Here is a 25320-nt window from a genome sequence, read left to right as displayed (position 1 = left end):
TCGATACAAGTTTACAGCAGGAAATGCTCCTGCGAATTGTAGTAGAAGAAACTGGCAACGTGTGGTGGTTACTTCGTACAAAACTTCACAAATCACCAAATATTTGAGAGGACTCTAGCCATGAAAGTAGCCTATAACTAAGAAACTAATTCAATGACAATCCCCCTGGGAGAAGCTGCTATTAAAGAAAGCGATGAAGTCTATCCTGGCGTGATTTTAGATATTGGTTATGATTGTGGCATCGTCCGCTTTGAGATTTTATCAGCATCAAAGGTAGTCTCAAAATTACCGGAAATACAGGCTGTTGTAGGGGAATAAAACCCTATTCACACAAAGATCGACATCATCATTGAGGTAAGGTTACATGACCGAGATGAACACCGCCCAATTGCTAGTGCGCTGCTTGGAAAACGAAGGAGTGCGCTATATTTTCGGGTTGCCTGGGGAAGAAAATATACACGTTTTAGAAGCGCTGAGAGATTCTTCCATTCAATTTATTACCACACGCCACGAGCAAGGCGCAGCCTTCATGGCCGATGTCTACGGTCGCTTAACCGGCCAAGCCGGCGTTTGTCTTTCCACCCTTGGCCCAGGTGCGACCAACCTGATGACCGGCGTTGCGGATGCCAACCTCGACGGTGCTCCCTTAGTGGCAATTACCGGCCAAGTGGGAACGGATCGAATGCACATTGAATCCCACCAGTATCTCGATCTCGTGGCAATGTTTGCACCCGTTACGAAATGGAACGCCCAGATCGTTCGCCCCAGCATCACCCCCGAACTTGTGCGACGGGCATTTAAGCGAGCACAATCAGAAAAACCCGGTGCTGTTCATATCGATGTGCCGGAAAATATTGCCGCTATGCCGGCCCTTGGCGAACCCCTGAGTAAGGGCAACTTAGAAAAAACTTACGCTTCATTTAACAGTATTGAGCAGGCAGCCGAGCTGATTTCTCAAGCGACTAATCCTTTAATTTTAGTCGGTAATGGAGCTATCCGAGCCAACGCCAGTGAAGCGCTTACAGAATTTGCGACCAAACTAAATATTCCTGTCGTGAATACTTTTATGGGTAAAGGAATGATTCCTTATACTCATCCTTTGGCGCTGTGGTCGGTGGGCTTGCAATTGCGAGATTACATCAGTTGTGGCTTTGATAATACCGATTTAGTGATTGCCATTGGTTACGATTTGATTGAATATTCCCCGAAAAAATGGAATCGTGAAGGCAAAATTCCCATTATCCATATTGGGGCTATTCATGCTGAGGTTGATAGCAGCTACATTCCCAAAGTTGAAGTTGTGGGAGATATTTCGGATTCGCTGAAAGAAGTTATGGCACGGGCAAACCGGCAAGGCAAACCTGAGCCTTATGCTTTGGAATTGCGAGAAGAAATTCGGGCGGATTACGAACAATATGCCAACGATGATAGCTTTCCCATTAAACCACAAAAACTGATTTATGACCTGCGGCAAGTAATGGGTCCAGAGGATATTGTCATCTGTGATGTGGGTGCTCACAAGATGTGGATGGCGCGGCATTATCATTGCGAACGCCCCAATACTTGCTTGATTTCTAATGGTTTCGCGGCGATGGGAATCGCAATTCCGGGCGCAATTGCTGCTAAATTAGTTGCTCCCAAACAGCAAGTTGTTGCTGTGACAGGGGACGGGGGATTTATGATGAATTGCCAAGAATTGGAAACCGCTTTGCGCGTCGGCACGGCTTTTGTTACGATCATTTTTAATGATGGTGGCTATGGCTTAATTGAGTGGAAGCAACACAATCAATTAGGTCATTCAGATTTTGTTAAATTTGGCAATCCTGATTTTGTTAAATTCGCTGAAAGCATGGGGTTAAAAGGCTACCGAATTGAATCAACTGCTGACTTTATTCCAACGCTGAAAGAAGCTTTGGCTCAATCTGTGCCGTCGGTGATTGACTGCCGTGTTGATTATCGGGAAAATTTGCGCTTTACTCAAAAAGCTGGAGAGCTAACTTGCACGATTTAAATACGTTTGAACGCGAGTAGTCCCTAAAACTTACACATCGGAATAGCCACTTTTATGGTATATTCTATAAAACCCTCACTTCAAGTGAGGGTTTTGTTTAAATGTATAGATTTTAAAAACCGAAGTTTGGCAAATAGTATTTTGTCTTAAGTGGATAATAAAAATACATTAGAAAATTTATAAATAAGCAGCAAGCTTAATGAAAATTGCAACTTGGAATGTTAACTCGATTCGCAGCCGATTAGAGCAAGTAATTGCCTGGTTACAGGTGAGTAACGTAGATGTTTTGTGTCTGCAAGAAACTAAAGTTGTCGATGCAGATTTTCCTCGTTCAGACTTTGAAAATATAGGGTACCACCTCTACATTTACGGGCAGAAATCCTACAATGGAGTCGCGATTTTCAGCCGGCAGCCGATGTCAGAAGTCAGCATGGGGTTTGTGCCGGTGTTAGGCACAGAAGTTGAGGCGTTTGATGAGCAAAAGCGCTTGATTGCCGGCACTCTTAATGGTGTCCGCATTGTTAATGTTTATGTCCCCAATGGTTCTGAAGTTGGCAGTGATAAATATCTCTACAAGCTCGGCTGGCTAAAGCTGCTGCGGGAATATTTAAAAAGAGCAATTGACAGCAACAATCAGTTGTGTATTTGTGGAGATTTTAATATTGCTTTAGAGGATCGAGATATTCACAACCCCAAAGCTTTTAAGAATCAAATTATGGCTTCTGATTTGGAGCGCCAAGCATTACGGGCTGTTTTAGAATTGGGCTTAGGGGATGCCTTTCGTAAGTTTACGGAAGAAGCCGGCCACTTTAGCTGGTGGGATTATCGTGGCGGTGGGTTTGCTCGTAATAGAGGTTGGCGGATCGATCATCTTTATTTGACGCCGGCTCTCTATGAGCAGTCAGTGAGCTGTACGATTGACACATCTCCTAGAAAGTTAGTTAAACCCAGTGACCATACGCCGGTGATTGTTGAAATTTAAGTTTTAAATGGATAATTTAGAACCGCAGATAGACGCAATTACACACAGATCAATTGGATGATGCTCTGTGTAGATTTGCCACAGGCTGCTGTTCAAAATCTTAAATTAAAGCAGGAATTAACGCTATGTTTTTAGTCACGGGAGCAACCGGCGGATTAGGCCGGCGAATTGTGCGAGTGTTGCGTGAGCAGCAGAAGCAAGTGAGAGCGTTTGTGCGTCTCACATCTCGCTACGGGGAACTAGAACAGCGCGGCGCAGATATTTTCATTGGAGATTTGCAGCGAGAACGGGATATTCAGAAGGCGTGCCAGGGCGTACAATACGTGATCACCGCTCACGGCGCGAATGAAAGTAGCGGCAGTGCTCAGGCGATAGAATACCGGGCGAATATTGACTTGATTGACTCTGCCAAGGAGGCAGGAGTTGAGCATTTTGTCTTCACTTCGGTGTTGGGGGTTGATCGCGGATATGAAGATGCGCCGGTGTTTAAGGCAAAGCGGGAAGTGGAAAAATATTTGCAGGCGAGTGGCTTAAATTACACAATTTTGCGTCCGTCTGGGTTTTCCTCGAATCTGCTGCCATTGGCGGAACGGTTTCGGCAAACCGGCATTTATTTGCTAATTGGCGATCCGAGAAATCGTACTTCGATTGTAAGTACGGATGATTTGGCAAAGATTGCAGCAGATTCCGTAACAGTTGAGGGGGCAAGAAATCAAATTTTATCGGTTGGCGGGCCAGAAATTCTGACGCGAGAGGATGTGCCGCGCATTTTTGGCCGTGTTTTTAATCGAGAACCAATTATTCTCAATCCGCCGCTACTCGCGTTTGATGGGTTGCGGAATGCGTTAGGGTTCCTGAATCCTCAGTTGCAAAAGTCTTTGGGAACGCTGCGGGTTTTATTGGCAAATGAGTATTTCTGCAAACCGGAAGAAATTGCGCGGCTGGAGTCAATGTTTGATATGAAGATGGAGTCTTTAGAGCGTTTTATCCGGCGTTACATGGGGGTGTAATTTGAGATGGGGTGGCAAGATGTTCACCCCACACAAAAGCCGGCATTCGTGATTTTTTTAGTTTTACGCCGGCACTGTTTCCTCTGATTCATCTTGTAATTTCAAGTACCAAAAGAGGTTAGCAACAACTAAGTCTGATACTTCTTGCAAGTTAGTTGGAACTAAGCTTTTATAACCAACAGCTTGGGATTGCCGGCTAATATAAAGTTCAGCTTCTCGACGCAGTGTCGGGTTCATCATAAATCGTAACCGACACTTCAATTCCTAAACGAACACCGGCAGCCAATAATTCCATGCCAAAGCTAGCAAAATCGCCACACCGGCACCAATCAACGTATTAATAATATTCACCACTTCATTCGTCAGCCAATCAAACTTTGATTGCAACGTTGCCCCAATCACACTTTCTAAATTGGTTGCAATAAACGCTGCAATTACACACAAGATAACCCCTGTGAAATTAATCATCCCAACGCCCCAAGCAACCAAGGCGATCAGCGCCGATGCCACGATGCCGGCAAGCGTTCCTTCCAAACTTACTGCGCCTTCTGTCCCTCGTTCCACCGGCTGCAACGTCGTAATCAAAAACGTCCGCTTTCCATATACTTTGCCAACCTCACTTGCACTCGTATCCGATAACTTTGTGCTAAAACTCGCTACATAGCCTAAGAGCAAAAGTGAGACGAGAGGAATAGAAGAAGGGACGGAAACCGGCAGAAGAGTTGCCAAGGCGCAGAGAGTGCCGGTAAGCGCCGAACCCCAAACATTTTCTGGCCCTCTGGCACCCGATCGCTTCTCAGCTATACCGGCAGCCTCTTTCTCTGCCATGCCAATGCGCGTAACCGCAGAACCGACTAGAAAGTAGAACATCACCACCGCATAGCCTCGCCACCCCAATGTCCCCCAAATGATCACCCCCAACACCCAGGCGTGCAACAACCCTGCCGGTGTGAGTAACTTCTTCGGCGCAAAATAGGCGATCGTCAGCAGAACCGTATTCAATGCAACTGCAACCAACCAAGGATTCAGAGAATAAACTGTAGATAACATTTAACTAACCTCTGACAATACCCAAATTATGAACCAAGTTTTATTTCATCTTGCCTTTCCCGTCACCGATATTGCCCAAACAAAAGAATTTTACGGCAATGGCTTGGGGTGCGAAATTGGGCGAGAATCCCCGAATTCTATCATTCTCAATCTTTGCGGCCATCAAATTGTCGCCCACGTCACCCGCGAACCTCTAACGCCCCAAAGAACGATTTACCCGCGCCATTTTGGGCTGGTTTTCACCGCAGAAGCCGACTGGGAAGCCTTGCTAGAGCGAGCGCAACAAAAACAGCTACTCTTTAGAGAGCAGCCAAAGCGCCGGTTTACTGGCTTACCCACAGAACATCGCACCTTCTTTTTAGAAGATCCGTTTCATAATTTGCTGGAATTTAAATATTATTGCCATCCAGAGGCAATTTTTGGGGTTCAGGAATACGCACAAGTTGGTGATGCGGTTTAACCGGCTCTTTTAAAGCCTCAGCAACCGCCTGTAAACTTTTAACACTAATCACCATGCCGGCGTGGGCAAATACCTGCACTTTCACTTCTTTGCCCACCGGCATTCTCGAACTGTGTGCCGGCAAAATAATAAAATCCCAAGGCGTCCAAATCGAAGTAAAAGTTACCCGTTCCAACATCGCCGCATCCTCATTCAAAGCGTCAATAAAAGCACTGCCAGGACGCATTTGAATGCAAGTCGGTTGAGGTAAAAGGTAAGCCATTGATGTGCCGTTATGGGGAGTAGAAATCGTAACAAAGCGCTGCACTCGCTCAATTCCTCCCAACCGCTGCAAATAATACCGGCTCACCAAACCTCCCATACTCAAACCCACTAAATCGATTGGCTGTTTCGGGCCAAACGTTTTATCAATATAGGCTGCCACTTCTTCAGCTAGGTGATCAAGTCCCAGATTTGCATCACTCAGGGTCATATTCAGCGCATAAACCGACCAACCCAGCTTACTTAAATAAGCAGACATTCTGTTAAAAACGCCTGCTTGTCTGAAGATTCCATGAACTAATAAGACTGGGTTCCGGTCGTTCGCACTGCTCATAAGTCATACCGATTTAAAAAAATTCTATTACCTAGTAGGGTAGGGAACTCGCGTACCCTACTTCTAGCATTAATCGGCACCTACAATTTTTATTTTTTGCTCCGTCGTTTCATTTGATGTGTTAACTTTAATCGGTGACATCAAAGCTTCCGCAACAACCTTCAAACTCCGGGGATCTGTCACCATTTGGGCATGAAGGGGAACCGGCACCACCACCTCTTTCCCTACCGGCATTTTTGAACTGTGTGCCGGCACAATCATCAAATCAAAAGGTGTCCAAATCGACGTGAAATTTACCTGATCTAGCATCTTCACATCTCGATCTAAATCTCGCAAAAATTCACTTCTCGGACACATTTGTAAGTATCCCGGACGCCTGCTGCTGTGCGCTAGCCAAGTTCCCTGATGCGGCGAAGAAATCGTAATAAATCGCTGCACTCGGTTGATGCCTCCCAACCGCTGCACGTAGTACCGGCTTACAATTCCACCCATGCTAAACCCAATCAAATCAAACGGTTGTGCCGGCTCAAATATATTGGCTGCGTAATCTGCAACTTGCCTAGCCAATTCATCAAGACCAATATCACAATTATTTGGAATTAGATCCAAGCTATACACCGGCCAACCTAGCTTCGTTAAGTAGGCTGTCATTGTGTTAAAAAGGGCGCTGGTGTCCCAAATGCCGTGAATCAGTAAGACTGGGTTGCGAGTGTTTGAACTGTTCATCTTGCCTTCATTCTCTTACCTATCTATTTCAAGCTTAGATCGCTCCGTTAGCTATCCGAGTACAGGATATGACAGCTCATCATCTGGAACGCAGGAGTTTAAAATTGAAATGAAGCCGGGATTAGGAAAGGATGAATAAAACTGTTGAGAACGATTTAAAATCTCTCAGAAGGTGATGAGATTCCAGGTGAGCCGGTGCGCTCATCTAGGCTGAGTGCACCCGATCCAAATGCCACGACCATCAGTAAACCACCCATCAACCCCAAATTTTTTAGAAACTGAATTTGTTGCATAGGTTCAGCAAAGTTTGTGTGAAAAATTAAGGTAGTGGGAATTAAGAAGCCGATCAATCCTAATGCTCCATAACGAGCTTTAAAGCCGAGTAATACTGAAAGTCCGCCTGCAATTAAAAGGATGATGGTGGGAATGATGAGCACTCCGGGTAAGGGAATTCCTTTTGATGCCATCTGTTGGACGGTGCTGCCTGGATCAAACAGTTTATCGATGCCGGCTTTAATAAAGATAATTGAGAGAAGTATCCGTGCTAACAAAGGAACGTATTTTTGCATTTTGCCTCTTTGGATATTGTTGTATTGGGAAATTCGGTTAATTGGGCCGATATTCAGAAATTGAGAAATCTTTATCCTGTTAGAAAAAATTTTACAGGAATAAAGATTTAAATTATTATAAGAATTTTAAGAGATTAAATGGATTTTTGCCACTGAATGGTTTTTTCAGCTCGCATTTGTAGACAGGCGGTTTAGTGCCATGAGTCAAAGTCCGAGTCAGATTTGTATTCTTGGTGGGGGGTTTGGTGGTCTTTACACAGCTTTGTATCTGAGTCGTTACCGCTGGCAGACAAGACCTCAAATTACTTTGGTTGAGCGCAGAGATCATTTTTTATTCACGCCGTTGCTTTATGAGTTGGTGACTGGGGAATTGCAAACGTGGCAGATCGCGCCCCGTTTTGCCAAACTTTTAGCCGGCACTGATATTCATTATGAACAAGGAACCGTTGAAAGTGTCGATCTGGATATGCGCCAGGTGATGCTCTCTGGTGGGAAAGTTTTGAGTTATGACCGGCTGGTGATTGGAATTGGCAAGGAAACGCTGTTGGATGTGGTTCCGGGTGCTGCCGGCAATGCTCTACCTTTCCGTAGTTTAGCGGATGTTAACCGACTTAAGGAACAGTTGCGATTGTTAGAATCGAGTGATTTGTCACAAATTCGGGTGGCAGTTGTGGGTGCCGGCCCAAATGGGGTGGAATTAGCCTGCAAAATCGCGGATCGCTTAAAAGAACGAGGGCGGTTGCTGCTAATTAACCGAGGCGATAAAATTCTGAAATATTTTGCCGATTCTAGTCGAAAAGCTGCGCTCAAAGCTTTGAAAAGGCGAGGTGTACAGTTGGAGCTTTCAACAACAGTTGAATCTGTTGAGCCTAATTTTATCACCCTCGTTCATCAAGATCAGCAGCGCACTTATCCTGTCGATTTGGTACTTTGGACTATTGGCACGCGAGTGGGAGATTGGGTGCCAAACATTACAAACGTTCAAAATAAGCAAGGCGAACTTCTGGTTCTTCCCACACTGCAATTGATTGAACACCCCGAAGTTTTTGCATTAGGAGACATTGCCGCCTCTAACGACAGCGAACACTGGGCACCGGCAACGGCTCAAGCAGCTTTTCAACAAGCTAAAATTGCGGCGCGGAATATCCGATCTTCTCTAACCGGCAGAACTCTGCTAGCATTCCGCTACTGGCACATTGGCGAGATGATTACTTTAGGAATAAATGCCTCTGCAGTTTCTAGTTTTGGCATTAATCTTTCAGGGCCGGTAGCCGGTGTCATCAGACAGTGGGTTTACCTGCTGCGAATGCCAACGTTTCGCCATCGCTTTCAGGTTGCCCGTGATTGGTTATCACGATTGTTCTGGGGAGTCATCAAAAAGTTAGTCAATGCCAGGTAACACTTTTTATCAAAAATCTATGACATTTGCCGAGATAAGCTTACATTCTTCTGCTTAATTTCTTCTATGAAAAAATTTAAACTTTCTTATCTATTTTGTGATCGTGCTTGCAGACACCCAACAGAGCCACTAAATTTCGTCACAGGAGCAAGAATACCTAACCCAGTTAGGTGAACCTGATAGCATAAGGTCATCTTTGGGATTTAGCCGAAAAAATAGAATCAGATAAACTATTGTAACAAAAGTTCATGTCTAAAAAATGAGAAAAGACTTAGAATGCATTTTCAGAAGTTTAAGGAAGGTTTGACAGGTTTTTGAAAGCAAAAACCGGCAGCCTTTCAAAGCCGCAAATCTTCCTAGATAAAAGGAAAGGGCGTTGATCCGCGCTGAAGTTGGAAAAAAAGGGTTTTCGTTAACAGGTTCACAACGAATGCAAAACTGCCAAATAATGGGTTGCATTTTGCCATTAATAACTTCAAGTTCAGAATCTTTGTCTTAACTGGGCACTTAATTTGCTACATAGCAATCCTCAGTAATTGGTTAATGAGTCCCCCCTGTAAAGCTGGGTCTGCGTGCATCTTGCCCCCTTGAAGTCTTACAACCTATTTAGGATTGCCAGGGCAAAAACGTCTACTAACTACAATAAACACGATCAGAACCAATTCTAGCTTCTTTGTTACTAATTATGATGCAAAAACCCTTGAGCATTGTTTGCTGTACACCTTTTTATGGTGAAAACTGGAAATGGTTTGTGCCAGAGCTTGGTGAAGGATCAATCAACTGGCACTTTCTTGATGATCGGCCACGCCTCCCGTGGGAAAAATATATTGTGCGCCCTTATGTAGCAATGATTCGCATCTGCCTACAGGCAGTGCTTTTCATGAAGCTAAAACCTGTTGATTTGCTAATCACACATGATTCGCGAGTTTCTTTCTGGTGCGCCTATTTTGCGGCCAAGCTTGGCGTGAAAACAAAGCATATTGCTTATTCCTTTAACTTTGCTGATATGCCGCAGGGAAAAAAGCGGCAGCTCATGACAGAAGCTTTCTCTAATATCAATCAGTTTTTCGTTTATTCCAAATTAGAGAAACAACTATACCACGACTATTTTGGCATACCAAAAGAGCGCATTGAAGTCGTGTTTTGGTGTATGCGGGTGCCAGAAGTTAGACCGGAAAACCCGTTGATAGTCGGCGATTATATTTGTGCGATTGGTGGTAACGCACGGGATTACAAAACCTTAATGGCGGCAATGGAAAAACTGCCGGATATTCAACTGATTCTTGTTACCCGGCCCAAGAATCTTCATCAACTAAAAATTCCGCCTAATGTGAAATTTATGGTCAATATTCCTCAGGAGGAAGCCATGAATATCATCAAGTATTCTCGCTTTATGGTACTACCGCTTTTAGGTTCGGAGATTCCTTGTGGTCATGTCACTTTGGTGGCGGCGATGCATCTGAGCAAAGCATTCATTATCACAAATTCGCGGGGAATTAGCGACTATGTGATAAATGATTATAATGCTGTTACTTGCGAGGCTTTTCAACCGGCTGCTTTAGCTGATTCAATTCAGACTTTGTGGGACGATCCTGATAGATGTGAATATTTGGGTGAAAATGGCCGGCAGTTCGCACAAACCTACTGCTCAGAGAAGCCGGGTGTGAAGTATATGCAGCACTTGATCTGGGGAGAAAACACCTAGAGGTTTAGCCTCCGCTTCTATTGCCCAAAACCGCCTTAAGACGGGCTTATACAATTTAGCCGAAATTCAGCTACATATTATGTCGTGGCTGGTTTTGAAGCCGGCTGAACTGTATAAGCTCCGTTCTACAACTTCTCTTCCCCATCTCTAAAAAAATTGACTGGTAGCAACCGACTTCTGCAATTTCTAGTTCGAGGCGGGCTTTCGCCCTATCTCTGCTTTGCTCGCCTAAAACCAATTCTTACAATTTATGTAGATTACTGAAAAGCAAAATCCCTTGCATCTTGCTGCCGGCTACGAGAAATAGGGGCTTGCGCTCACTGAGTCGTTAAATTTTATTAAAAAATCTCGCTAAATCTTGTAAAGGGGCTTATCAGAACTTCATAATTAAGCCTGCATCCATTTATATTTCACCGGCATTTCACAGCGTCAGCGGGTCTTGATACCAGTCCGGCTAGATATTGCATGAGCTGTCTGGGCTTCAGTTGCGTTCATTAGCATCAACTTTAGGAGTCATTACCATGTTCGGTTTTATCAAAAACTTGTTCGGCGGCATTTTCGGCTTCATTGGTAAAGTTTTGGGCTTGAAAAAGTCTGGATACGCCTTAGAATTTGAACCGGCTGAGGGCGGAAAATCAGCGCCAGCCAAACAAGACGCCTCCGCGCAGAAAAAAATAGTCGCAACCGCAACCGGCAAACTGAAGGAGCCGGCGAAAGCCAGCGCCTCAGCAGCGAAAGCAGAGCCGGCTAAAAAAGCAGAGCCGACTAAAAAAGCAGAGCCGGCTAAATCTAAAAAGCAAGCCCCAGCCCAAGAGTCCAAACCGGCAGCCAAAGCCCCAGCCCCCACAGCAGAGCCGGCTAAAGCTCCTGAGCCGGTTGGTGGTTTTGCCACTCGCTACTTGACACCGACTGCAACCTCAACCCGCCGCCGTCCCGGTGCGAACATGAGTTCCTTCCTCGACATGGCACGTCAAGTCAACACAGCCCGGTAGAATCTTCAAGAATCAGAGATTTCAACCCTGAATGAAATTGAGGGGGAGAAACCTTTCTAAGTGTTCTTCGATATAAAATCGATGCCTGGATTTTAGATTTTGGATTTTGGATTGGCAACCAATTTAAAATTTAAAATCTAAAATCTGCTTAGCCTTTATTCTTGAGGAAAACTAAGCAACTATACAAATGGAAAGCCGCATCCCAATTACTCGGCTCTCTGCGAAACAAATCGATGTAAGGCTTGATTCGTCCCAACATTTCGGGATAATCTTGAGCCGTTTCTCCAAAAAAGTTGAAATTAGCCCACACCGGCGCTTGAGATAGATTGCGATTGAATAAATCGAGCAAAGCATTCCAGTTGAAGCGATTCGTCACTTGGCCGGCTTGAGGGACATTTTTCTGAGTTTGAGCTAACTCAACCCCCTGCTGGAAGTCATAACTAAAATCGCAAAATCGGAGAATGCAGCGTCTGCCTGGTAAATGCAGATCGCAAAATAGCGCATAATCCTGAGTCGCTTCTTTCCGCTCCACTTCGTTGCGGCTCACGTTATACTCCACAATTTGTTCAAAAATCGGCAACAGTCCTTCCGCACGCTGACTTATTTCCGACCATTGAAAAGTTAAGGCACCGAGCCGATCATTTTCATCTTTGCAGACAACAATCGGTTGAGGGGAAACTGATTGGAAATGACTAACGCGAAAGACATGAATTTTCTCAATATCCGCTAAGGATGCCCAAAAGTTGGGAATGCCGCCGCCAAGCAGTTCTTGAGAGTAAACTTTCAATTCTCCAATCGTGCCGGTGCGGTAAGCTCTCCAACCCCGACTCGGCAAGTGCAACCGCGCCGTATAGGGATCAAGCTTCATAATTCGGGCAAAATTCTGAGCCGCTTTTGTTTTTGCTTCCGCACTAATTGGTTCTAAGACTAATAACCCCGGTTCGGCATTTTGAGGGTCAGCTTTCGCTTGAGCAATCGCTTGAGCGTGCTGGTCTTTTTCCATTTCTTCAAGACGCTGCAACCCCTGACGCGCTTGTACTAAAACCTTGGGAATCGTTGTGCCGCGTAATAATTGCCGGTAAACTTTTTCTGCCATTTGTGGTTTGCCGGTGCCTTCATGCAAGCGCCCAACATAAAACTGCACCCAAGGATCATTCGGCGACTCGTTGAGTAGCTGTTTAAGTAAACCTGCTGCCGTTCGGTAGTCTTTGCGCTCAAGAGCGTCGGCAACTCGATCAATATCGCTCATAAAAGTTTGCCCGGTTCGGGTGGAGAATTAAATGCTTAAAACAAAAGTGAAACAGAGGTATTCTTAATTTTTCGCGGCTAATTATTAATTGTTATACCAATTTAACTTAATCGTGAAAGAGGTAGTTAAGTTTTCTCCCTTTTTTAACAGTGCTTCATCAAAAAAAATAAAGATAACTCGTCTGTGTATCCTTTCGGCAAGCTGCGCCTAGACCTAACGGCACGCTACGCCATCATCTGTGTTTATCTGTGGTTAAAAAACTTCCCCCACTCTACACAAAAGAAACCAATTAATTCTTTAATTCCCCAGCCGCTGCCACAAGCGACAAAGCAACAACCGGCGCAGTCACAGCTCTAAGAATACGACGCCCTAAAGACACAGGTTGAAAACCGGCTGCAATCGCTACTTCTACCTCTGCCGGCGTCCAGCCGCCTTCAGGGCCGGTGGCAATCGCAATTTTAGATTTTAAATTAGAACTTTGAGGTTTTTCCTCTAACAGACAATCTAGTAAATGGGGAGACTCACCACGAGCCACACAGATATATTGCCGATCTGTTTCTTTTAAAAAAGAACCATTGACAAACGACAAAGCTGTGGTAAATTTTTCTATTTCTTGAATAGCCGGAATAATTTGACGTTCTGATTGCTCAGCCGCCTCTTGAGCAATGCGCCGCCAGCGTTCGAGCTTCTGCGAACTGGGGTTAAGCAGGGTGCGCTCACTCAACACCGGCATCATGCAACTCACCCCGATCTCTGTACAGTGACGCACAATATCGTCAAAGCCATTGCCTTTCGGCAGCGCCACCATCAGCGTCACCTCCACCGGCAACTCAGTTTGTGCCGGCGGCATCGGCTCTAAAATTTGCGCTGACTGGGGCGAGATGAGTTCAGCAAGCCACCATTGTCCCTGCGGTTCCATCGCCACAAAGCGATCACCCCCCCGCAACCGTAAGACACGCCCCAAGTAATGCTGTTGTTCAGCACTTAGGAGAATTTGCCGGTTGTGGAGTTGAGAGGGAGTGATCGCTAGCCGTTGTAGTTGAGCCAATTAAAAATTGAGGACACAGGAAACAGAATAAAGGATACAAGATGGAATCAGGGATGAAGAAAAGTGGGCAAAACTGCGCCAACCTAAAGCTAGGGGAACGGGGAATGGAACATTTCTCCCCTTCTGCCCTAGCCTCTAATCCCTAGTTCCTAGCTCCTCTTACCCCTCTCCCTTGGCAGTTTTCAGGTAAGATTCGATGATCTCAGTAGCCAGTTGAACGAGGGGCTTACCCTGGCGCTTTGCCTCAGCTTTTAGCTCTGTGTAAACCTCATGGCGAAGGCTAACGCGATGCCGGATGTTCGCATCTGCGGGGGCATCTGCGGAAGTTTCAACTTGGCCGTTTTCCTCGCTGGTCGAGGTAATCTCTTGATTGTTAGTGTCGGTAGTCTCGGTAGTCATCGTGGAAGCAGCTGAGTAGGTGGTGGTAAATTGACGGATGGCTTCTAAACCGGCCCGATCACAAAAATCCCCAAAACTTTCTGCAGGTTGCCGTTCTTTTTTGAAATAAACAAAAATCGGCTCTAGAAAAGTTTCCAGGTCATTGATATGCAGCCGGTCGTCGTAGGTTTGGGCTAGCCGCGTCTGGTTGGGAGAACCCCCCAGCCAAACCTGATAGGTTTCCGGGGCACGGCCAACAAACCCTAATTCCGCCATGTAAGGACGAGCGCAGCCATTTGGGCAGCCGGTCATCCGCACGACAAAATGCTCTTGTTCCATGCCCAGCTTGTCCAACAGCGCCCGAATCCGATCCAGTATACCAGGCATCGCCCGCTCTGATTCGGTCGTGGCCAAGCCACAGGTGGGCAAAGCTGGACACGCCATTGACAAGCGTAGCAAGGGATCGATTTCTTTGAGCTGTTGAATGCCGCAGCGATTGAGAATCTCTTGAATTTCGGCTTGGCTTGCTGGGTCAATATCATACAGCAGAACGTTTTGATGGGGCGTCAACAGCATCGGCACGTTGAACTTCTGTACGATTTCCCGCAGGGCAGTTTTTAGCTGGAATTGGTCTTCATCTTTAATCCGGCCATTTTCCACGGAAATGCCAACAAACAGCTTGCCATCTCCCTGTTCGTGCCATCCTAAGAAGTCTAAATACTTCCACTCAGGCAGCGGTTTTAACGGCTGGATCGATTTGCCGAAGTAGCCTTCTACTGTGCTGCGGAATTTCTCAACCCCCCATTCTTCAAGGAGATATTTCATTCGCGAATGACGCCGGTCTGTGCGGTCGCCATAATCGCGCTGCGTCGCTACAATGGCTTTCACCAGGTCGTAGACATCTTCTTTGGCAACATAGCCGATCGGGTCGGCTAAACGCGCAAAGGTTTCTTCTTTATTATGAGTGCGGCCCAAACCGCCGCCGGCAAACACGTTAAATCCTTCTAATTCCCCTGCTTCATTGGTCATTACCACCAAGCTCAGATCCTGGGAAAAGAGGTCTACTGAGTTATCGCCCGGTACAGTGACGGCGCATTTGAACTTGCGCGGCATATAATGAGTGCCGTAGATCGGCTCCACTGTGTCGTGGAAGATGGTGCCGTTACCGTTACGCTGTCTGGCTGCCACCACTTCTGGGTTTTCTTCAGCAGAAATAACTTTTTCGCCATCCAACCAAATTTCATAATATGCGCCGGTTTGCGGGGTCAGCAGATCGGCGATGTTATTGGCGTACTCGAAAGCATACTGATAGTCACGGCGGTTTCTGTACGGTGCCGGTGGTCCCATCACGTTACGGTTGACGTCGCCGCAAGCACCTAAAGTTGACCCCATGTTTCTGATAATGGAGGAGAAAGCCGCTTTGAGGTTTTTCTTTAAAATGCCGTGCAGTTGAACGCCTTGGCGAGTGGTGACGCGAAGGGTGTGGTTGCCGAACTCGTCAGATAGCCGGTCTAGTGCGAGATATAGCTGCGGCGGAGTGAAACCACCGGGGTTGCGGGTACGCAGCATGAACTGGTAGTCCTTCTCCTGCCCCTTAACCCGATTATCCCGGTTGTCTTGTTGATACGACCCATGAAATTTGAGAATTTGAATGGCATCTTCAGTGAAATGAGTCGTATCTTCTAGTAATTCACTTGCAACAGGTTCGCGCAAGAAATTGCTGCGTTCCTTAAGACCTTCCACTTTGGAAGGTTTGCGTTCAGTGGGAGTGGGGATGGGAGTTTTAACCATGAGAACGATGCAGTAGAAGTTGGCAAAAGGGCAAGGAGTTGAACAGGGTGTCTCTGTACGTGCGATGATTCGTCAGGCCGCGCACGATAGAGACTTGCTAGGGAAACAAAAATCTACAGACGCCTAACTTTGGGAATACGAACAACGGAAATCCGGTCGGAATTGTGATGAATACTCTAAGTTTATCATTGCCTGTCCTTTACTGGGACTTTTTTATAAATTATGAGTAAATATCTCGTCCTAAGCAGAGGGGATTGACCGACATTAAGACCTGTTGGGCAGTCTTTCAACAAATTTAATTAAATTTTCATAAAGCAAGTAGGGTGAGCATCGCCCACCCTACTGATAAGAAGCTGAGAAACCTTTACAGACGTGCCTACTCGGTTTTCTACAAGCTATTTCAAGTTTTTTGGAAACGATTAGAAGTGATAACCGGCACCGAATTGGAAGCTAAGAGCAGAAGCAGGACTATTTTGATAAGCATTAATTCCTAGCTTGGCATCTGAGTAAACAACAATGCTTTTAGCGACTTTCGCTTCTACGCCGGTTGTTAGCACGACTGCATCTTTATTGCCGGCAGGCGTGGGTTTTCCATTAGATTCTACAAAAGAGTAGCCAACGCCGGCATAAAGATTCGTGTTATTGTTAACGGCTAAATCGTAAGAAACTATTGGCATAATTGCACTGGTTTCATTACTGAAAAGCACTGCGCCCCGCAGAGACACCGGCACATTTGGAAGTGCATAACGCCCTTGAATATTTCCGCCTAATGTAGCCGCATCACCCTCTTGTCCACCATTAGTAACCCCAGCAGAAACGCCGGCACCAATATAGCTGAATTTATGGGGTTCAGGCTGGGCAGACGCTTTGCCGGCAGCTCCTAAAATGGGGGCAAAAATCAGAGCAGACAAAGCAGAAATTGTGAGGACAGACTTCATAGAAAATTTCATAGTATTCTCTCGAATCCTTGAGTTATGATTGCGTTCACTTACCTTTAAAGTCGTCTCCTCAAGTTTGAAAGTTCCAATTTTTTTTCAAAAATATCTTGACGAAAATCACTAGAAAGACTTTCGTTTATCTCTAAAGTTCCCAAGCATTTTTGCGCTCTTCTTTCCCTTCTACCGCAACCGAGGTAAACTATTGGAATGGCATATTAGAGAGCGAATTATTTCCTGAAAGACCGCTTATAGCGCAGTATTAAGATAGTAACCACCCTTAATAGACTGTTTGCAAACTGTCACAACTTGCAGCAAGAGGATTGTTAGATGGAATCTTTGCTAAACAGAAAAACCATAAATTATTAAATAAAAAGAATAACTAGAGAAGCTTTTTATTATTCCAAAGAAGACAAGCGCAATTGCCAAACATCCGATAGAAATAGGGAAAGGCAGATAGAAGGGAGGCAGGATGCCGGCATCCCAGATAAATTTTGCGATGTCACAGCACCGAAAAACACAAAACCCGCATGACAAAGCCTGAAATTGCTTCATCTTGCGGGTTTATTTAACCGCTCACCGGCAGCTCAATTGGAACCTAGAGCGCCGGCAAGATTTCAGTTAGTCTTCCTCAATATAGACTTCGTCTTCGTTATCTTCAGCCTCAATCTGCGTAACCGAGTTTGCTGAAACAACAGCACCGAGTTCCAGTTTTTGACGGACGAGCTTCTCAACTTCGTCTGCAACAGCCGGATTGTCTTCTAGATACTTAATCGTATTATCGCGTCCTTGACCGATGTTATCACCGTTGTAGCTATACCAAGCGCCCTTGCGGACAATCACAGCGGTTTCCTCGGCAATGTCAAGCATACAGCCGACGCGGGAAATGCCCTTGCCAAACAAAATGTCAAACTCGGCAATCCGGAAAGGCGGGGCAACCTTGTTTTTAGCCACTTTGACTTTGGCGCGGATACCAAATTCTTCGGTGCCTTTTTTCAGAGTTTGCGCCCGACGAATATCCAGGCGCACTGAGGCGTAGAATTTGAGAGCATTACCGCCGGTTGTGGTTTCTGGGTTGCCGTAGGTAACGCCGATCTTTTGGCGCAACTGGTTAAGGAAAATAACCGTACAGCCAGATTTACCGATGTTGCCGGTGATCTTCCGCAGCGCTTGGCTCATCAAACGAGCTTGTAAGCCCATGTGGGAGTCGCCCATGTCGCCTTCAATTTCAGCACGGGGCACCAGCGCGGCGACTGAGTCAACAACGACGATATCAACCGCAACAGAACGGACAAGCTGATCGACGATTTCCAGCCCCATCTCACCCGTATCTGGTTGGGAAACCAGCAGATTTGCGATATCGACATTCAGCGCGGCGGCATAGGTGGGATCTAGCGCGTGTTCCGCATCGACGAAGGCAGCAATCCCACCGGCTTTTTGCACTTCTGCGATCGCGTGCAGCGCCAGAGTCGTTTTCCCAGAACTCTCAGGACCATAAATTTCAATAACCCGTCCCTTGGGCAAGCCTCCGCCCAAGGCTAAGTCTAAAGTGAGTGCGCCGCTGGGGATGGTCTCCACCTTCATGCGGGTGGCATCTCCAAGTCGCATAATTGACCCTTTGCCAAAGCTGCGCTCAATTTGGTTGAGCACCATGTCCAAAGCTTTTTGCTTTTGGGCTTTATCAGTGGATTCTGTTGTTGCCATGCCTCGCCTCAAGGTGAGAATTGTGGGTCGTTAGGATTTGGATGAGAGTTTTATTTTAACGTTTAGCTGGGGGGGTGGGGTGCTGGGAAATACCGAAGAAGAGAGGGAGTAGGGGCATGGGGCATGGGGCATGGGGCATGGGGCATGGGGCATGGGGTCAAAAGCAAGCTGGAGTCTGGTTCCGGCATTGTTTAAATTTTTGTTAAGCATTTTAAGTTTCGCGCCGGCACTGAAACTGACTAGGTATTTCTGCCCTGTTTGCCTACTCTTCAGCACCCTAGACAAATTTTTGCCAAAACCATAGTTCAGGTTCGGATACCCGATGCCGGTTAGACTTCTAGGGTCTTTATCGCTCAGAATATACCAGCGCTCACACTGTCTGGTGTCCTATTATCCTTTTGTGCGAATTTTTGTATCATTTAAACCCCTCGAAAATCTCACTCATAAGAATAGTTCCGTGATTTCCCGGTCGCTAGCAGTTACCTTACCCTCAATACTAAAAAGAGAATTAACTGCTCTAACCATGAAAACAAAGTCGCCGCTTCTAATGATTTTAGCTGTCTTAGCTTCTTCTCTTGCTGTAGCGCTACCCGCTAAAGCTGAAAGAGTGTGCAAAGTAACAGACCCGACAGGAACTCCACTTAATGTGCGTGATCGACCAAACGGTCAAGTTATAGATACTCTACTCAACGGTTATAGGGTCTACATGGAAGACTCAGCTACCGACGACCAAGGGCGTACTTGGGTTAAAGTAGGCAGCTATACTGAGGAAGGCTTCCGCTCATGGGGTTGGGTTATTAGAGAGTTTATTAGCTGCTACGACCAGTGAGTTCACATTCCAATTCCAATGAGTTGGACTGCGTCTTTGACACTCGATTTCTGCTGATTTTGGGATATAAATTTTTCCTAATCTTTGGGAAAACAATTGAATAAACGTTTAATGGGTAAAGTAATGAAAAGAAATTGGCTAATTACACTCGCCCTTGTCTCCATCACACTTCCAGTTAGCGCAGAGGAAACTAGATGTGGATGGTTACATAATCCCACGCCTGGAAACTGGCTTCTAAGAGATAGAGATAACAATTGGATTATTTCCAGGCAAATGGGATATCAAGCAGAGGGAACGGACAACATACCCAATTTTAATCCACAGGAGTATGTTAAAACTAATCGTTTGTATGGATATGGCTGCGCTTGCTTAGATGTTGAAACAGATAGCAACACGGGGAAAATTCTCACGATTCAAGGTGGTGAGATATTACCATTAAATGCTTGTCGCACAGATCCAGACTTGCCACAATTTTGAGTTGTTGAATAAGCTTTAAAACTTTCTATACATAGCAGTTCTCAATTAGATGAAAAACTGGAAAAAGTCAAAAAGAGCTTGGAGGGAAGCTCCCTAAACCCCCTCCAAATGTGGTGATTTGCTGAGCGTCAAGACCCCCAAGGGCGATTGTGAAAGAGTCATTCGGATTTGAAACTCTAGATTGAATAAGAACGAGAAATTATACAGTTAAGCAATGCTGCCGCGCTTGCGGGCTTCCTTATACGATGTGCCCACATTTTGTAAGCCGGCTCTAATCATTTCTCGTTCCAGAAGCGAAAAGAAACGAGCGCGATCGCCTCCTCGCACCACTGCCTGATTGTGAGCTTCTGCAAGCGCAACGGGATAGCCATAGCCTTTCTGCACCTGGGCGATGGTTAAACTCAGGGTCGAGTCTAGCAGGGAAGGGTTTTCAGCCACCCAAGCCGGCACCTCTATTCGGGCAATTTCAGTCCCGACATGGACATAGCAGAAATATATCGTGTGAGGGCCATATTGATCCAAAATAGGGGCGGAACTGCGCCACAGGGGACTGCGCTGCCCCGGTTCCAGCAGGGATGCCCACAAGGCAGCATCTCGCAAGGGTTCAAAAACCTGACAGGGTGCTTTGATCGGTTTGCCGGCAGCGTCTAAGGGCATCGTCGGCGGGCAGTGGGTGACGCAGTTGGGAACTTCGTGAGGGCAAGCTTCTAAGCGCAGAAAGTTGATCGCTTCAATGCTGCGGGAGGCGCTGAGATAGCCGACAATGGGAATTTGAGCGGCTTGTAGCTTGTCCCAGGCATCGAGAATCGTGCAGAGGATGCGATCGCGTGCCTCAGTTGGCAGCGGTTCTAAAAACCAGTAAATTAGCGAACCGTCCACCATTGCGATGGTTGGAATCGGCAGCGCGGGAGCTGGTGCCCACACATTACACGCAAGTTCTGCTAATATCGTTGCCTCCGATGCCGTGCGCCGGTAGCCCATCCACTCTTCTGTGCGAATTCCCCATTGCCGAGATTCATACAGGTCTTCGGGCCGGTAGAATACTTCGGGAAGGCTGTCTAAAAGGGGATGCCGGCTTTCGCCATAGTGCAACACTACTCTGCCCACGTTAATTAAATAGCAGTAGGCGATTTCATGGTGGTTCGGGGCAATTTGAGAGCCATCTGTGGCGATGACGGTGTGGACGGGTGGTGCCGGCGCAATGTATACGCGAGTTTGTAAATCCTCAACCGGCTCAGCAGCGGTAAAGATCAGGCGATTTCGCCAAGCTTGTTGTTTCGTGACTAATTCCGCATAATGAGCTTCTGCTCTCTGCATCAGCTGCTGGGCTAAGTCTAAGCGGTGGCGACCTGCATGGGCTTCTTGGGTGAGGTGCTTGCTGATGCCGGGAAGTTGCCGTGCGAGTTGTGTGAGATCAAGCATAATAATTCATGGTTAGTCATTAGCAGTTAGTGGTTTTCTCTTCACGACTTTTTTTAAGCCACTAACCTGTCTCATGATTTTATGCAATTTCAAAGCAAAATGGGATGAAATTTTAGATTTCTAAGTGAATAAGCATCTAATTTGCCAATTTGGTGCCGGTTAAAATACCTCCCCATCTCCCACTCTCTTTTTAGAAAACCTCTGACTGAGCAGCTTAAGGCCACGCCGCAAAATCTCCGGCAAATTGCGAAAGAGATAACAGATGAATGTGTGGAGTTTGACCGGCTGCTTCCCGTTCAACGGCTGTATTGTACCCCCAATCTGCTAGATAAAGCCTAACTTGGTTGAGGTCTGGCTGCTGCTGCACAATCTGCAATGTTTTTAGCCGGTCTTCGACAAACCAAATCACCGGCTCATCAGCCGGCGGTTGCAATAATTCTGGCAGAATAAACGGTACTAAAGCGCAATTAAGTCTACAGGATATGATTGTTAAACCCTATAAATGCGCTATAATGTATATTTATTTATCTTGTCTTAATTGAAACCACTCACTTAGAGGCTAGTATACGAGTTCCCAATTTGGTAAATTGAGTTGTCACCAAACATATATTATTAAGTAATTTTAAATAACCTGAATTTAATCCATGACTCAAGTTCAGCTTCCTAAAAAAATTTTGATTCTCTCAGCTAATCCAATAAAAACTCCTCAACTACGTCTGGATCAAGAAGTGCGTGAGATTAAAGAGGTCTTACAAAAAGCTAGAAATCGAGATAGCTTTGAGGTTTTGATTGAAACAGCAGTTCGCACAAGAGATATTCAGCAAATCATGCTGGAACACAGACCACAAATTGTTCACTTCTGTGGACATGGTGATAGCAGTCAGGGTTTAGCATTTGAGGATATCGATGGAAGAGTAAAATTCGTTACAGCCAAGGCACTTTCAACATTATTTTGGCTATGTGCAGCTGATGTGGAGTGTGTGGTACTCAATGCTTGTTACTCGGTTGCTCAAGCAAAAGGTATTGCTAATCACATTAAATATGTAGTTGCTATGAGACAGGCAGTAGGTGACAAAGCTGCTATAGAATATGCGCGGGGTTTCTACTTGGCTATATTTTCTGGTAAAGCCTACGATATAGCTCATGAGTTTGGTCGCAGTGCTATCCAAATTGAGAACCTTGGTGAAGAAATGACCCCAATAATTAAAAAAAAAGAGAGGGATTAATTGCTGAAACTCAAGCAGATCTTTGTGGGGAGACTGCAAAATATCCGTTAGCAATCGTAAAAATTTTTAGTGGGCTGCCTGAAAAACTTCAGAAACCTGTGGTTGTAGCCATGATCACTATTAAGGTAATTAGAGACATCCTAAAAATTTGTCTTGTTATTTTCCTGCTATGGGCTTGTGGTTATATCACGCTAAAGCAGTTGTTACTGTTTTATTTCATTTTAATGATAGGAATTATATTGTCTGCTGTGGCACCTGCCATATCGTCTATTTACTCCGTTCGCTCTGAGTGGGTAGGCTTGAAGCCTGCAATGATTCTCTTTAAGAATTTTACAGATGAAAATATAGATACAATAAATTGTCTAGAAGAAGAGAATGAATTAGAAAAAGCTGTACAAAGATATAGCGAAGCAGCAGAGATTATTTCTAAACATTTGTCTAATTCTTCAGATTTGTTGAGTAAATATCCTGAAATAAGTGAAGTATTTAAAGAAGTTAACATCGGCCTTATAGAAGCTAAAAGTAGGCACAATGTAAAAAGACAACAACGAGAAGAAAGGGAAGAAGAAGAAAGACAACAAAGGCTTCGTAACGAAGAACAAAAAAGACGGGAAGAACAAGCCTACTGGCAGTCCGTCAAAGAAGAGCGGAGCAAGCGAGGATTCAGTTATGGTGTACCTCCTATAGACAACCGTTGTCCGGTGCAATTTCCTATCCGAGCTACGGCCAATATTGATGAATCCTCCGCACGAGGCATCTACTATTACGAGGATGAAAGGGCTGTGGAGGTTTGTTGGTGTTTTGCTAATCCAGAGGAAGCAAAAGCTGATAATTTTCGGCGTCCTAAAAAGAAACCACCCAAACGGCAACCCAGGTAAAAGTAAATTACACAGTAAGCACAGAGGGCTAACAAGTCAATTAAGCAGTTTTTATTTGGCAGCATAGCGGTTGTTTACCGGCACTTAGCATTACCATTGTGTAGCAAAATAATAATTGGTAGCAGTTGATAGCCTTGAATATGATTAGCGATATGAAGTCACCCAAAGAAGTTCTACGCGACTGGGTTGCTGCGTATAACGCTCGCGACCCTTACACACTTATCGATCTTTATCACGATGACGCTATCAACCATCAGGTTGCCTTTGGTGATCCTCTCCAGGGGCGCGAGGCACTGCTTGAGAGTTTCATCGCCTTCTTCAACGCGTTTCCAGACAACTACACGCATCCTGAAAATATCTTCGAGGATGGTAACTGGGCGATTATCGAGTGGAGCGGTGGCGGCACCTTCTTGGGTGAGCTTGGCGGCAACGCACCCACCGGCAAAAGTTTCACACTGCGCGGGTGTGGCTTCTTTCAGATCGTTGAGGGCAAAATCTGTTTCCAGCGTGGCTACATTGACAAGTACACTTGGTTCAGGCAAATAGGTTTACCAGTCTCATAGGCTTGTAAGTGCTGCACAACGGCTAAGTTTAATTGTGCTACTCCAACCCAGCCCTTAATGTTGAAGTGTTGACTGCGGTACTGCTGCACTATTTGAACTATCAGACAGTTTCTCTTCCTGGTTAAATCATTACTCCTTCAGCAACGCCAGAAAATCTAATGCTGAGCAGCTTAAGGCCACGCTGCAAAATCTTGAGAGAATTGAGAGAGAGACAGCAAATTGATGTGTGGAGTTGCACCGGCAGCTTCCCGCTCAAGAGCTGTATTGTAACCCCAATCTGCCAGAAAAAGCCTGACTTGGGTGAGGTCTGGCTGCTGCAGCACGATTTGCAATGTTTTGAGCCGGTCTTCTATAAACCAAATGATCGGCTCATCAACAGGCGTTTGCAATAATTCTCGTAGAATAAAGTGCTTAGGACGCTGCACTTCCTTGCCAAAAATACAGGCATCTGGCAGTTCAATGTCTTGTTGCTGCAACAGTTGCCGAACGAAGCGCCCTTCTTTGGTGGTAATAATTACTAAGCGCACCGGCATTTGTTGCAATTGCCGCAATCTTTCGATGACGCCTGGATAAAATCGGTGATAACTCAACCAGTCTGCGACATCAGTGGCGATCCATTCATCCCGCAGCCGATCAAGTTGCGTGCCGGTGTCTGCGGGTTTGAGTCCTTCTTCTAACAATAGTTGTGGCGCAATTGTTTGCCAATCGAGCAGTATTTTCTCTTCAGAAATGCCTAATAGCAAGGCGCGGATCAACACCGGCATCTCCCAGCCGGTTTCGATCACAGGTCGCAGCCGGTAAAATATGGGGGCTAACTCTGCCGGTGGTGTGGCGTCTGCCGGCGTCCAGATTTGACAGTAGGTGCGCCATGCAGCTTGGAAATACTCAAGCAGTCCATCACAAAGGACGCCATCAAAGTCAAGCGCGAGAAGTGTGGGATGGTTCGCCGGCATGGTTTGTCGAGATGCAACGTCGCTGTCTATGATCGCACAGTTGAGCAAAGCGTGAGCGCAGATATGTTGCACTCAGTAAGGCAGCAGGAAAAACTTAAATTATCACTTCAGTATTTATCTAGATTTTTGCTCAAAACTTGCATGATCTTTAATCTCACAATTTCCTTGCTTCTTTAAATTAAGCAATTCCAACTGTAAAACTTAAAATTCAAAATTGAAGGCCGGCAGATTAATCGCTGCCTTTTTTATCTTAAAAGAAAAAATAATAAGTTGCATTTAAATAGTGAGTTAATATAAATATTGATTCGCAGCGCATCCTGAGTCCGAAAATTTACACAAATCATTTATCCGGTAAATTACACAGATTA

Annotated in this window: 25 protein-coding genes and 1 pseudogene; 13 read left to right on the top strand and 13 right to left on the bottom strand. The window is 45.6% G+C overall.

Features of this window, described 5'->3' with window-relative positions; all coding sequences use genetic code 11:
* Window positions 1–153: 153 nt before the first annotated feature.
* From H6F73_RS00545 to H6F73_RS00530, 4 genes are all read left to right on the top strand, one after another.
* Window positions 154–318, top strand: a complete 165-nt coding sequence (locus H6F73_RS00545; protein WP_206211331.1) for a hypothetical protein — start codon at window positions 154–156, stop codon at window positions 316–318.
* 55 nt (window positions 319–373) lie between these two features.
* Entirely contained in the window at window positions 374–2011 is a 1638-nt protein-coding gene (locus H6F73_RS00540) for an acetolactate synthase large subunit (RefSeq protein WP_190757074.1), read from the top strand.
* 199 nt (window positions 2012–2210) lie between these two features.
* On the top strand, window positions 2211–2993 hold the full coding sequence (xth, locus tag H6F73_RS00535) for an exodeoxyribonuclease III (RefSeq protein ID WP_190756881.1): 783 nt from the start codon (window positions 2211–2213) through the stop codon (window positions 2991–2993).
* Between the two features lie 125 nt (window positions 2994–3118).
* A complete protein-coding gene (locus tag H6F73_RS00530; RefSeq protein WP_190756880.1) occupies window positions 3119–4003 on the top strand; it encodes an SDR family oxidoreductase in 885 nt (294 codons plus the stop codon).
* Between the two features lie 63 nt (window positions 4004–4066).
* Here H6F73_RS00530 and H6F73_RS00525 read toward each other — a convergent pair whose 3' ends face one another.
* Together H6F73_RS00525 and H6F73_RS00520 are read right to left on the bottom strand one after the other, a co-directional pair.
* The gene (locus tag H6F73_RS00525; RefSeq protein WP_190756879.1) at window positions 4067–4243 is read right to left on the bottom strand and encodes a hypothetical protein; all 177 of its coding nucleotides are present in this window, start codon (window positions 4241–4243) and stop codon (window positions 4067–4069) included.
* A 24-nt stretch (window positions 4244–4267) separates the two neighbouring features.
* Window positions 4268–5053, bottom strand: a complete 786-nt coding sequence (locus H6F73_RS00520; RefSeq protein ID WP_190756878.1) for a TIGR00297 family protein — start codon at window positions 5051–5053, stop codon at window positions 4268–4270.
* Window positions 5054–5081: 28 nt separating this feature from the next.
* Here H6F73_RS00520 and H6F73_RS00515 point away from each other — a divergent pair, with 28 nt between their 5' ends.
* Window positions 5082–5513, top strand: coding sequence for a VOC family protein (locus H6F73_RS00515; RefSeq protein WP_190756877.1), 432 nt, complete (start codon window positions 5082–5084; stop codon window positions 5511–5513).
* Here H6F73_RS00515 and H6F73_RS00510 read toward each other — a convergent pair.
* From H6F73_RS00510 to H6F73_RS00500, 3 genes are all read right to left on the bottom strand, one after another.
* A complete protein-coding gene (locus tag H6F73_RS00510; RefSeq protein ID WP_190756876.1) occupies window positions 5443–6108 on the bottom strand; it encodes a triacylglycerol lipase in 666 nt (221 codons plus the stop codon). The genes H6F73_RS00515 and H6F73_RS00510 overlap by 71 nt on opposite strands.
* 69 nt (window positions 6109–6177) lie before the next feature.
* On the bottom strand, window positions 6178–6834 hold the full coding sequence (locus H6F73_RS00505) for an alpha/beta fold hydrolase (protein ID WP_190756875.1): 657 nt from the start codon (window positions 6832–6834) through the stop codon (window positions 6178–6180).
* A 155-nt stretch (window positions 6835–6989) separates the two neighbouring features.
* Window positions 6990–7403, bottom strand: a complete 414-nt coding sequence (locus tag H6F73_RS00500) for a DoxX family protein (RefSeq protein WP_190756874.1) — start codon at window positions 7401–7403, stop codon at window positions 6990–6992.
* A 199-nt stretch (window positions 7404–7602) separates the two neighbouring features.
* On the opposite strand from H6F73_RS00500, the gene H6F73_RS00495 reads away from it, so the two are divergent.
* The 3 genes from H6F73_RS00495 (at window position 7603) to H6F73_RS00485 (ending at window position 11499) form a co-directional block, all read left to right on the top strand.
* On the top strand, window positions 7603–8802 hold the full coding sequence (locus H6F73_RS00495; RefSeq protein WP_190756873.1) for an NAD(P)/FAD-dependent oxidoreductase: 1200 nt from the start codon (window positions 7603–7605) through the stop codon (window positions 8800–8802).
* 685 nt (window positions 8803–9487) lie between these two features.
* Window positions 9488–10507, top strand: a complete 1020-nt coding sequence (locus tag H6F73_RS00490; RefSeq protein ID WP_190756872.1) for a glycosyltransferase family 4 protein — start codon at window positions 9488–9490, stop codon at window positions 10505–10507.
* Between the two features lie 521 nt (window positions 10508–11028).
* Window positions 11029–11499 carry a hypothetical protein gene (locus H6F73_RS00485; RefSeq protein ID WP_190756871.1) on the top strand — a complete coding sequence of 157 codons (471 nt, stop codon included), beginning with the start codon at window positions 11029–11031 and terminating at the stop codon, window positions 11497–11499.
* 148 nt (window positions 11500–11647) lie between these two features.
* Here the strand turns inward: H6F73_RS00485 and H6F73_RS00480 are convergent, their stop codons facing one another.
* The 5 genes from H6F73_RS00480 to recA form a co-directional block, all read right to left on the bottom strand.
* Window positions 11648–12748 (bottom strand): tetratricopeptide repeat protein, encoded by a 1101-nt coding sequence (locus tag H6F73_RS00480; RefSeq protein WP_190756870.1) that lies wholly within the window; start codon window positions 12746–12748, stop codon window positions 11648–11650.
* Between the two features lie 289 nt (window positions 12749–13037).
* Window positions 13038–13796 carry a 16S rRNA (uracil(1498)-N(3))-methyltransferase gene (locus tag H6F73_RS00475; RefSeq protein ID WP_190756869.1) on the bottom strand — a complete coding sequence of 253 codons (759 nt, stop codon included), beginning with the start codon at window positions 13794–13796 and terminating at the stop codon, window positions 13038–13040.
* 159 nt (window positions 13797–13955) lie between these two features.
* Window positions 13956–15965 (bottom strand): sulfite reductase, ferredoxin dependent, encoded by a 2010-nt coding sequence (gene sir, locus H6F73_RS00470; protein ID WP_190756868.1) that lies wholly within the window; start codon window positions 15963–15965, stop codon window positions 13956–13958.
* A gap of 419 nt (window positions 15966–16384) precedes the next feature.
* Window positions 16385–16915 (bottom strand): outer membrane beta-barrel protein, encoded by a 531-nt coding sequence (locus H6F73_RS00465; RefSeq protein ID WP_190756867.1) that lies wholly within the window; start codon window positions 16913–16915, stop codon window positions 16385–16387.
* Between the two features lie 606 nt (window positions 16916–17521).
* The gene (gene recA / locus H6F73_RS00460; protein ID WP_190756866.1) at window positions 17522–18604 is read right to left on the bottom strand and encodes a recombinase RecA; all 1083 of its coding nucleotides are present in this window, start codon (window positions 18602–18604) and stop codon (window positions 17522–17524) included.
* 646 nt (window positions 18605–19250) lie between these two features.
* Here recA and H6F73_RS26285 point away from each other — a divergent pair.
* Together H6F73_RS26285 and H6F73_RS00450 are read left to right on the top strand one after the other, a co-directional pair.
* Window positions 19251–19433 carry an SH3 domain-containing protein gene (locus H6F73_RS26285; protein ID WP_242072287.1) on the top strand — a complete coding sequence of 61 codons (183 nt, stop codon included), beginning with the start codon at window positions 19251–19253 and terminating at the stop codon, window positions 19431–19433.
* Between the two features lie 96 nt (window positions 19434–19529).
* Window positions 19530–19910: a DUF4087 domain-containing protein gene (locus tag H6F73_RS00450; protein WP_242072286.1), complete on the top strand. Its 381-nt coding sequence runs from the start codon at window positions 19530–19532 to the stop codon at window positions 19908–19910.
* A gap of 207 nt (window positions 19911–20117) precedes the next feature.
* On the opposite strand, the gene H6F73_RS00445 is transcribed toward H6F73_RS00450, so the two are convergent.
* The gene (locus H6F73_RS00445) at window positions 20118–21332 is read right to left on the bottom strand and encodes a DNA double-strand break repair nuclease NurA (protein WP_190756864.1); all 1215 of its coding nucleotides are present in this window, start codon (window positions 21330–21332) and stop codon (window positions 20118–20120) included.
* A gap of 214 nt (window positions 21333–21546) precedes the next feature.
* Window positions 21547–21744 (bottom strand): annotated as a pseudogene (locus H6F73_RS00440) (HAD family hydrolase); the annotation flags it as partial.
* 232 nt (window positions 21745–21976) lie between these two features.
* Here H6F73_RS00440 and H6F73_RS00435 point away from each other — a divergent pair.
* The 3 genes from H6F73_RS00435 to H6F73_RS00425 all read left to right on the top strand — a co-directional run bounded on the left by H6F73_RS00435 (window position 21977) and on the right by H6F73_RS00425 (window position 23999).
* A complete protein-coding gene (locus H6F73_RS00435) occupies window positions 21977–22558 on the top strand; it encodes a CHAT domain-containing protein (RefSeq protein ID WP_190756863.1) in 582 nt (193 codons plus the stop codon).
* Window positions 22559–22656: 98 nt separating this feature from the next.
* A complete protein-coding gene (locus H6F73_RS00430) occupies window positions 22657–23436 on the top strand; it encodes a hypothetical protein (protein WP_242072285.1) in 780 nt (259 codons plus the stop codon).
* A 152-nt stretch (window positions 23437–23588) separates the two neighbouring features.
* Entirely contained in the window at window positions 23589–23999 is a 411-nt protein-coding gene (locus tag H6F73_RS00425; protein ID WP_190757071.1) for an ester cyclase, read from the top strand.
* 170 nt (window positions 24000–24169) lie between these two features.
* On the opposite strand, the gene H6F73_RS00420 is transcribed toward H6F73_RS00425, so the two are convergent.
* Window positions 24170–24952 carry an HAD family hydrolase gene (locus H6F73_RS00420; protein WP_190757070.1) on the bottom strand — a complete coding sequence of 261 codons (783 nt, stop codon included), beginning with the start codon at window positions 24950–24952 and terminating at the stop codon, window positions 24170–24172.
* Window positions 24953–25320 lie beyond the last annotated feature (368 nt).

Source organism: Microcoleus sp. FACHB-68 (assembly GCF_014695715.1).
Lineage (GTDB): Bacteria > Cyanobacteriota > Cyanobacteriia > Cyanobacteriales > Oscillatoriaceae > FACHB-68.
The sequence above is the reverse complement of the archived record's forward strand: the minus strand, read 5'-3'. Positions and strand labels throughout refer to the sequence as shown.

Coding starts and splice junctions, on each gene's coding strand:
- H6F73_RS00545 (WP_206211331.1), top strand. CDS start 154: ATGACAATCCCCCTGGGAGAAGCTGCTATTAAAGAAAGCGATGAAGTC.
- H6F73_RS00540 (WP_190757074.1), top strand. CDS start 374: ATGAACACCGCCCAATTGCTAGTGCGCTGCTTGGAAAACGAAGGAGTG.
- xth (WP_190756881.1), top strand. CDS start 2,211: ATGAAAATTGCAACTTGGAATGTTAACTCGATTCGCAGCCGATTAGAG.
- H6F73_RS00530 (WP_190756880.1), top strand. CDS start 3,119: ATGTTTTTAGTCACGGGAGCAACCGGCGGATTAGGCCGGCGAATTGTG.
- H6F73_RS00525 (WP_190756879.1), bottom strand. CDS start 4,243: ATGATGAACCCGACACTGCGTCGAGAAGCTGAACTTTATATTAGCCGG.
- H6F73_RS00520 (WP_190756878.1), bottom strand. CDS start 5,053: ATGTTATCTACAGTTTATTCTCTGAATCCTTGGTTGGTTGCAGTTGCA.
- H6F73_RS00515 (WP_190756877.1), top strand. CDS start 5,082: ATGAACCAAGTTTTATTTCATCTTGCCTTTCCCGTCACCGATATTGCC.
- H6F73_RS00510 (WP_190756876.1), bottom strand. CDS start 6,108: ATGAGCAGTGCGAACGACCGGAACCCAGTCTTATTAGTTCATGGAATC.
- H6F73_RS00505 (WP_190756875.1), bottom strand. CDS start 6,834: ATGAACAGTTCAAACACTCGCAACCCAGTCTTACTGATTCACGGCATT.
- H6F73_RS00500 (WP_190756874.1), bottom strand. CDS start 7,403: ATGCAAAAATACGTTCCTTTGTTAGCACGGATACTTCTCTCAATTATC.
- H6F73_RS00495 (WP_190756873.1), top strand. CDS start 7,603: ATGAGTCAAAGTCCGAGTCAGATTTGTATTCTTGGTGGGGGGTTTGGT.
- H6F73_RS00490 (WP_190756872.1), top strand. CDS start 9,488: ATGATGCAAAAACCCTTGAGCATTGTTTGCTGTACACCTTTTTATGGT.
- H6F73_RS00485 (WP_190756871.1), top strand. CDS start 11,029: ATGTTCGGTTTTATCAAAAACTTGTTCGGCGGCATTTTCGGCTTCATT.
- H6F73_RS00480 (WP_190756870.1), bottom strand. CDS start 12,748: ATGAGCGATATTGATCGAGTTGCCGACGCTCTTGAGCGCAAAGACTAC.
- sir (WP_190756868.1), bottom strand. CDS start 15,965: ATGGTTAAAACTCCCATCCCCACTCCCACTGAACGCAAACCTTCCAAA.
- H6F73_RS00465 (WP_190756867.1), bottom strand. CDS start 16,915: ATGAAATTTTCTATGAAGTCTGTCCTCACAATTTCTGCTTTGTCTGCT.
- recA (WP_190756866.1), bottom strand. CDS start 18,604: ATGGCAACAACAGAATCCACTGATAAAGCCCAAAAGCAAAAAGCTTTG.
- H6F73_RS00445 (WP_190756864.1), bottom strand. CDS start 21,332: ATGCTTGATCTCACACAACTCGCACGGCAACTTCCCGGCATCAGCAAG.
- H6F73_RS00435 (WP_190756863.1), top strand. CDS start 21,977: ATGACTCAAGTTCAGCTTCCTAAAAAAATTTTGATTCTCTCAGCTAAT.
- H6F73_RS00425 (WP_190757071.1), top strand. CDS start 23,589: ATGAAGTCACCCAAAGAAGTTCTACGCGACTGGGTTGCTGCGTATAAC.
- H6F73_RS00420 (WP_190757070.1), bottom strand. CDS start 24,952: ATGCCGGCGAACCATCCCACACTTCTCGCGCTTGACTTTGATGGCGTC.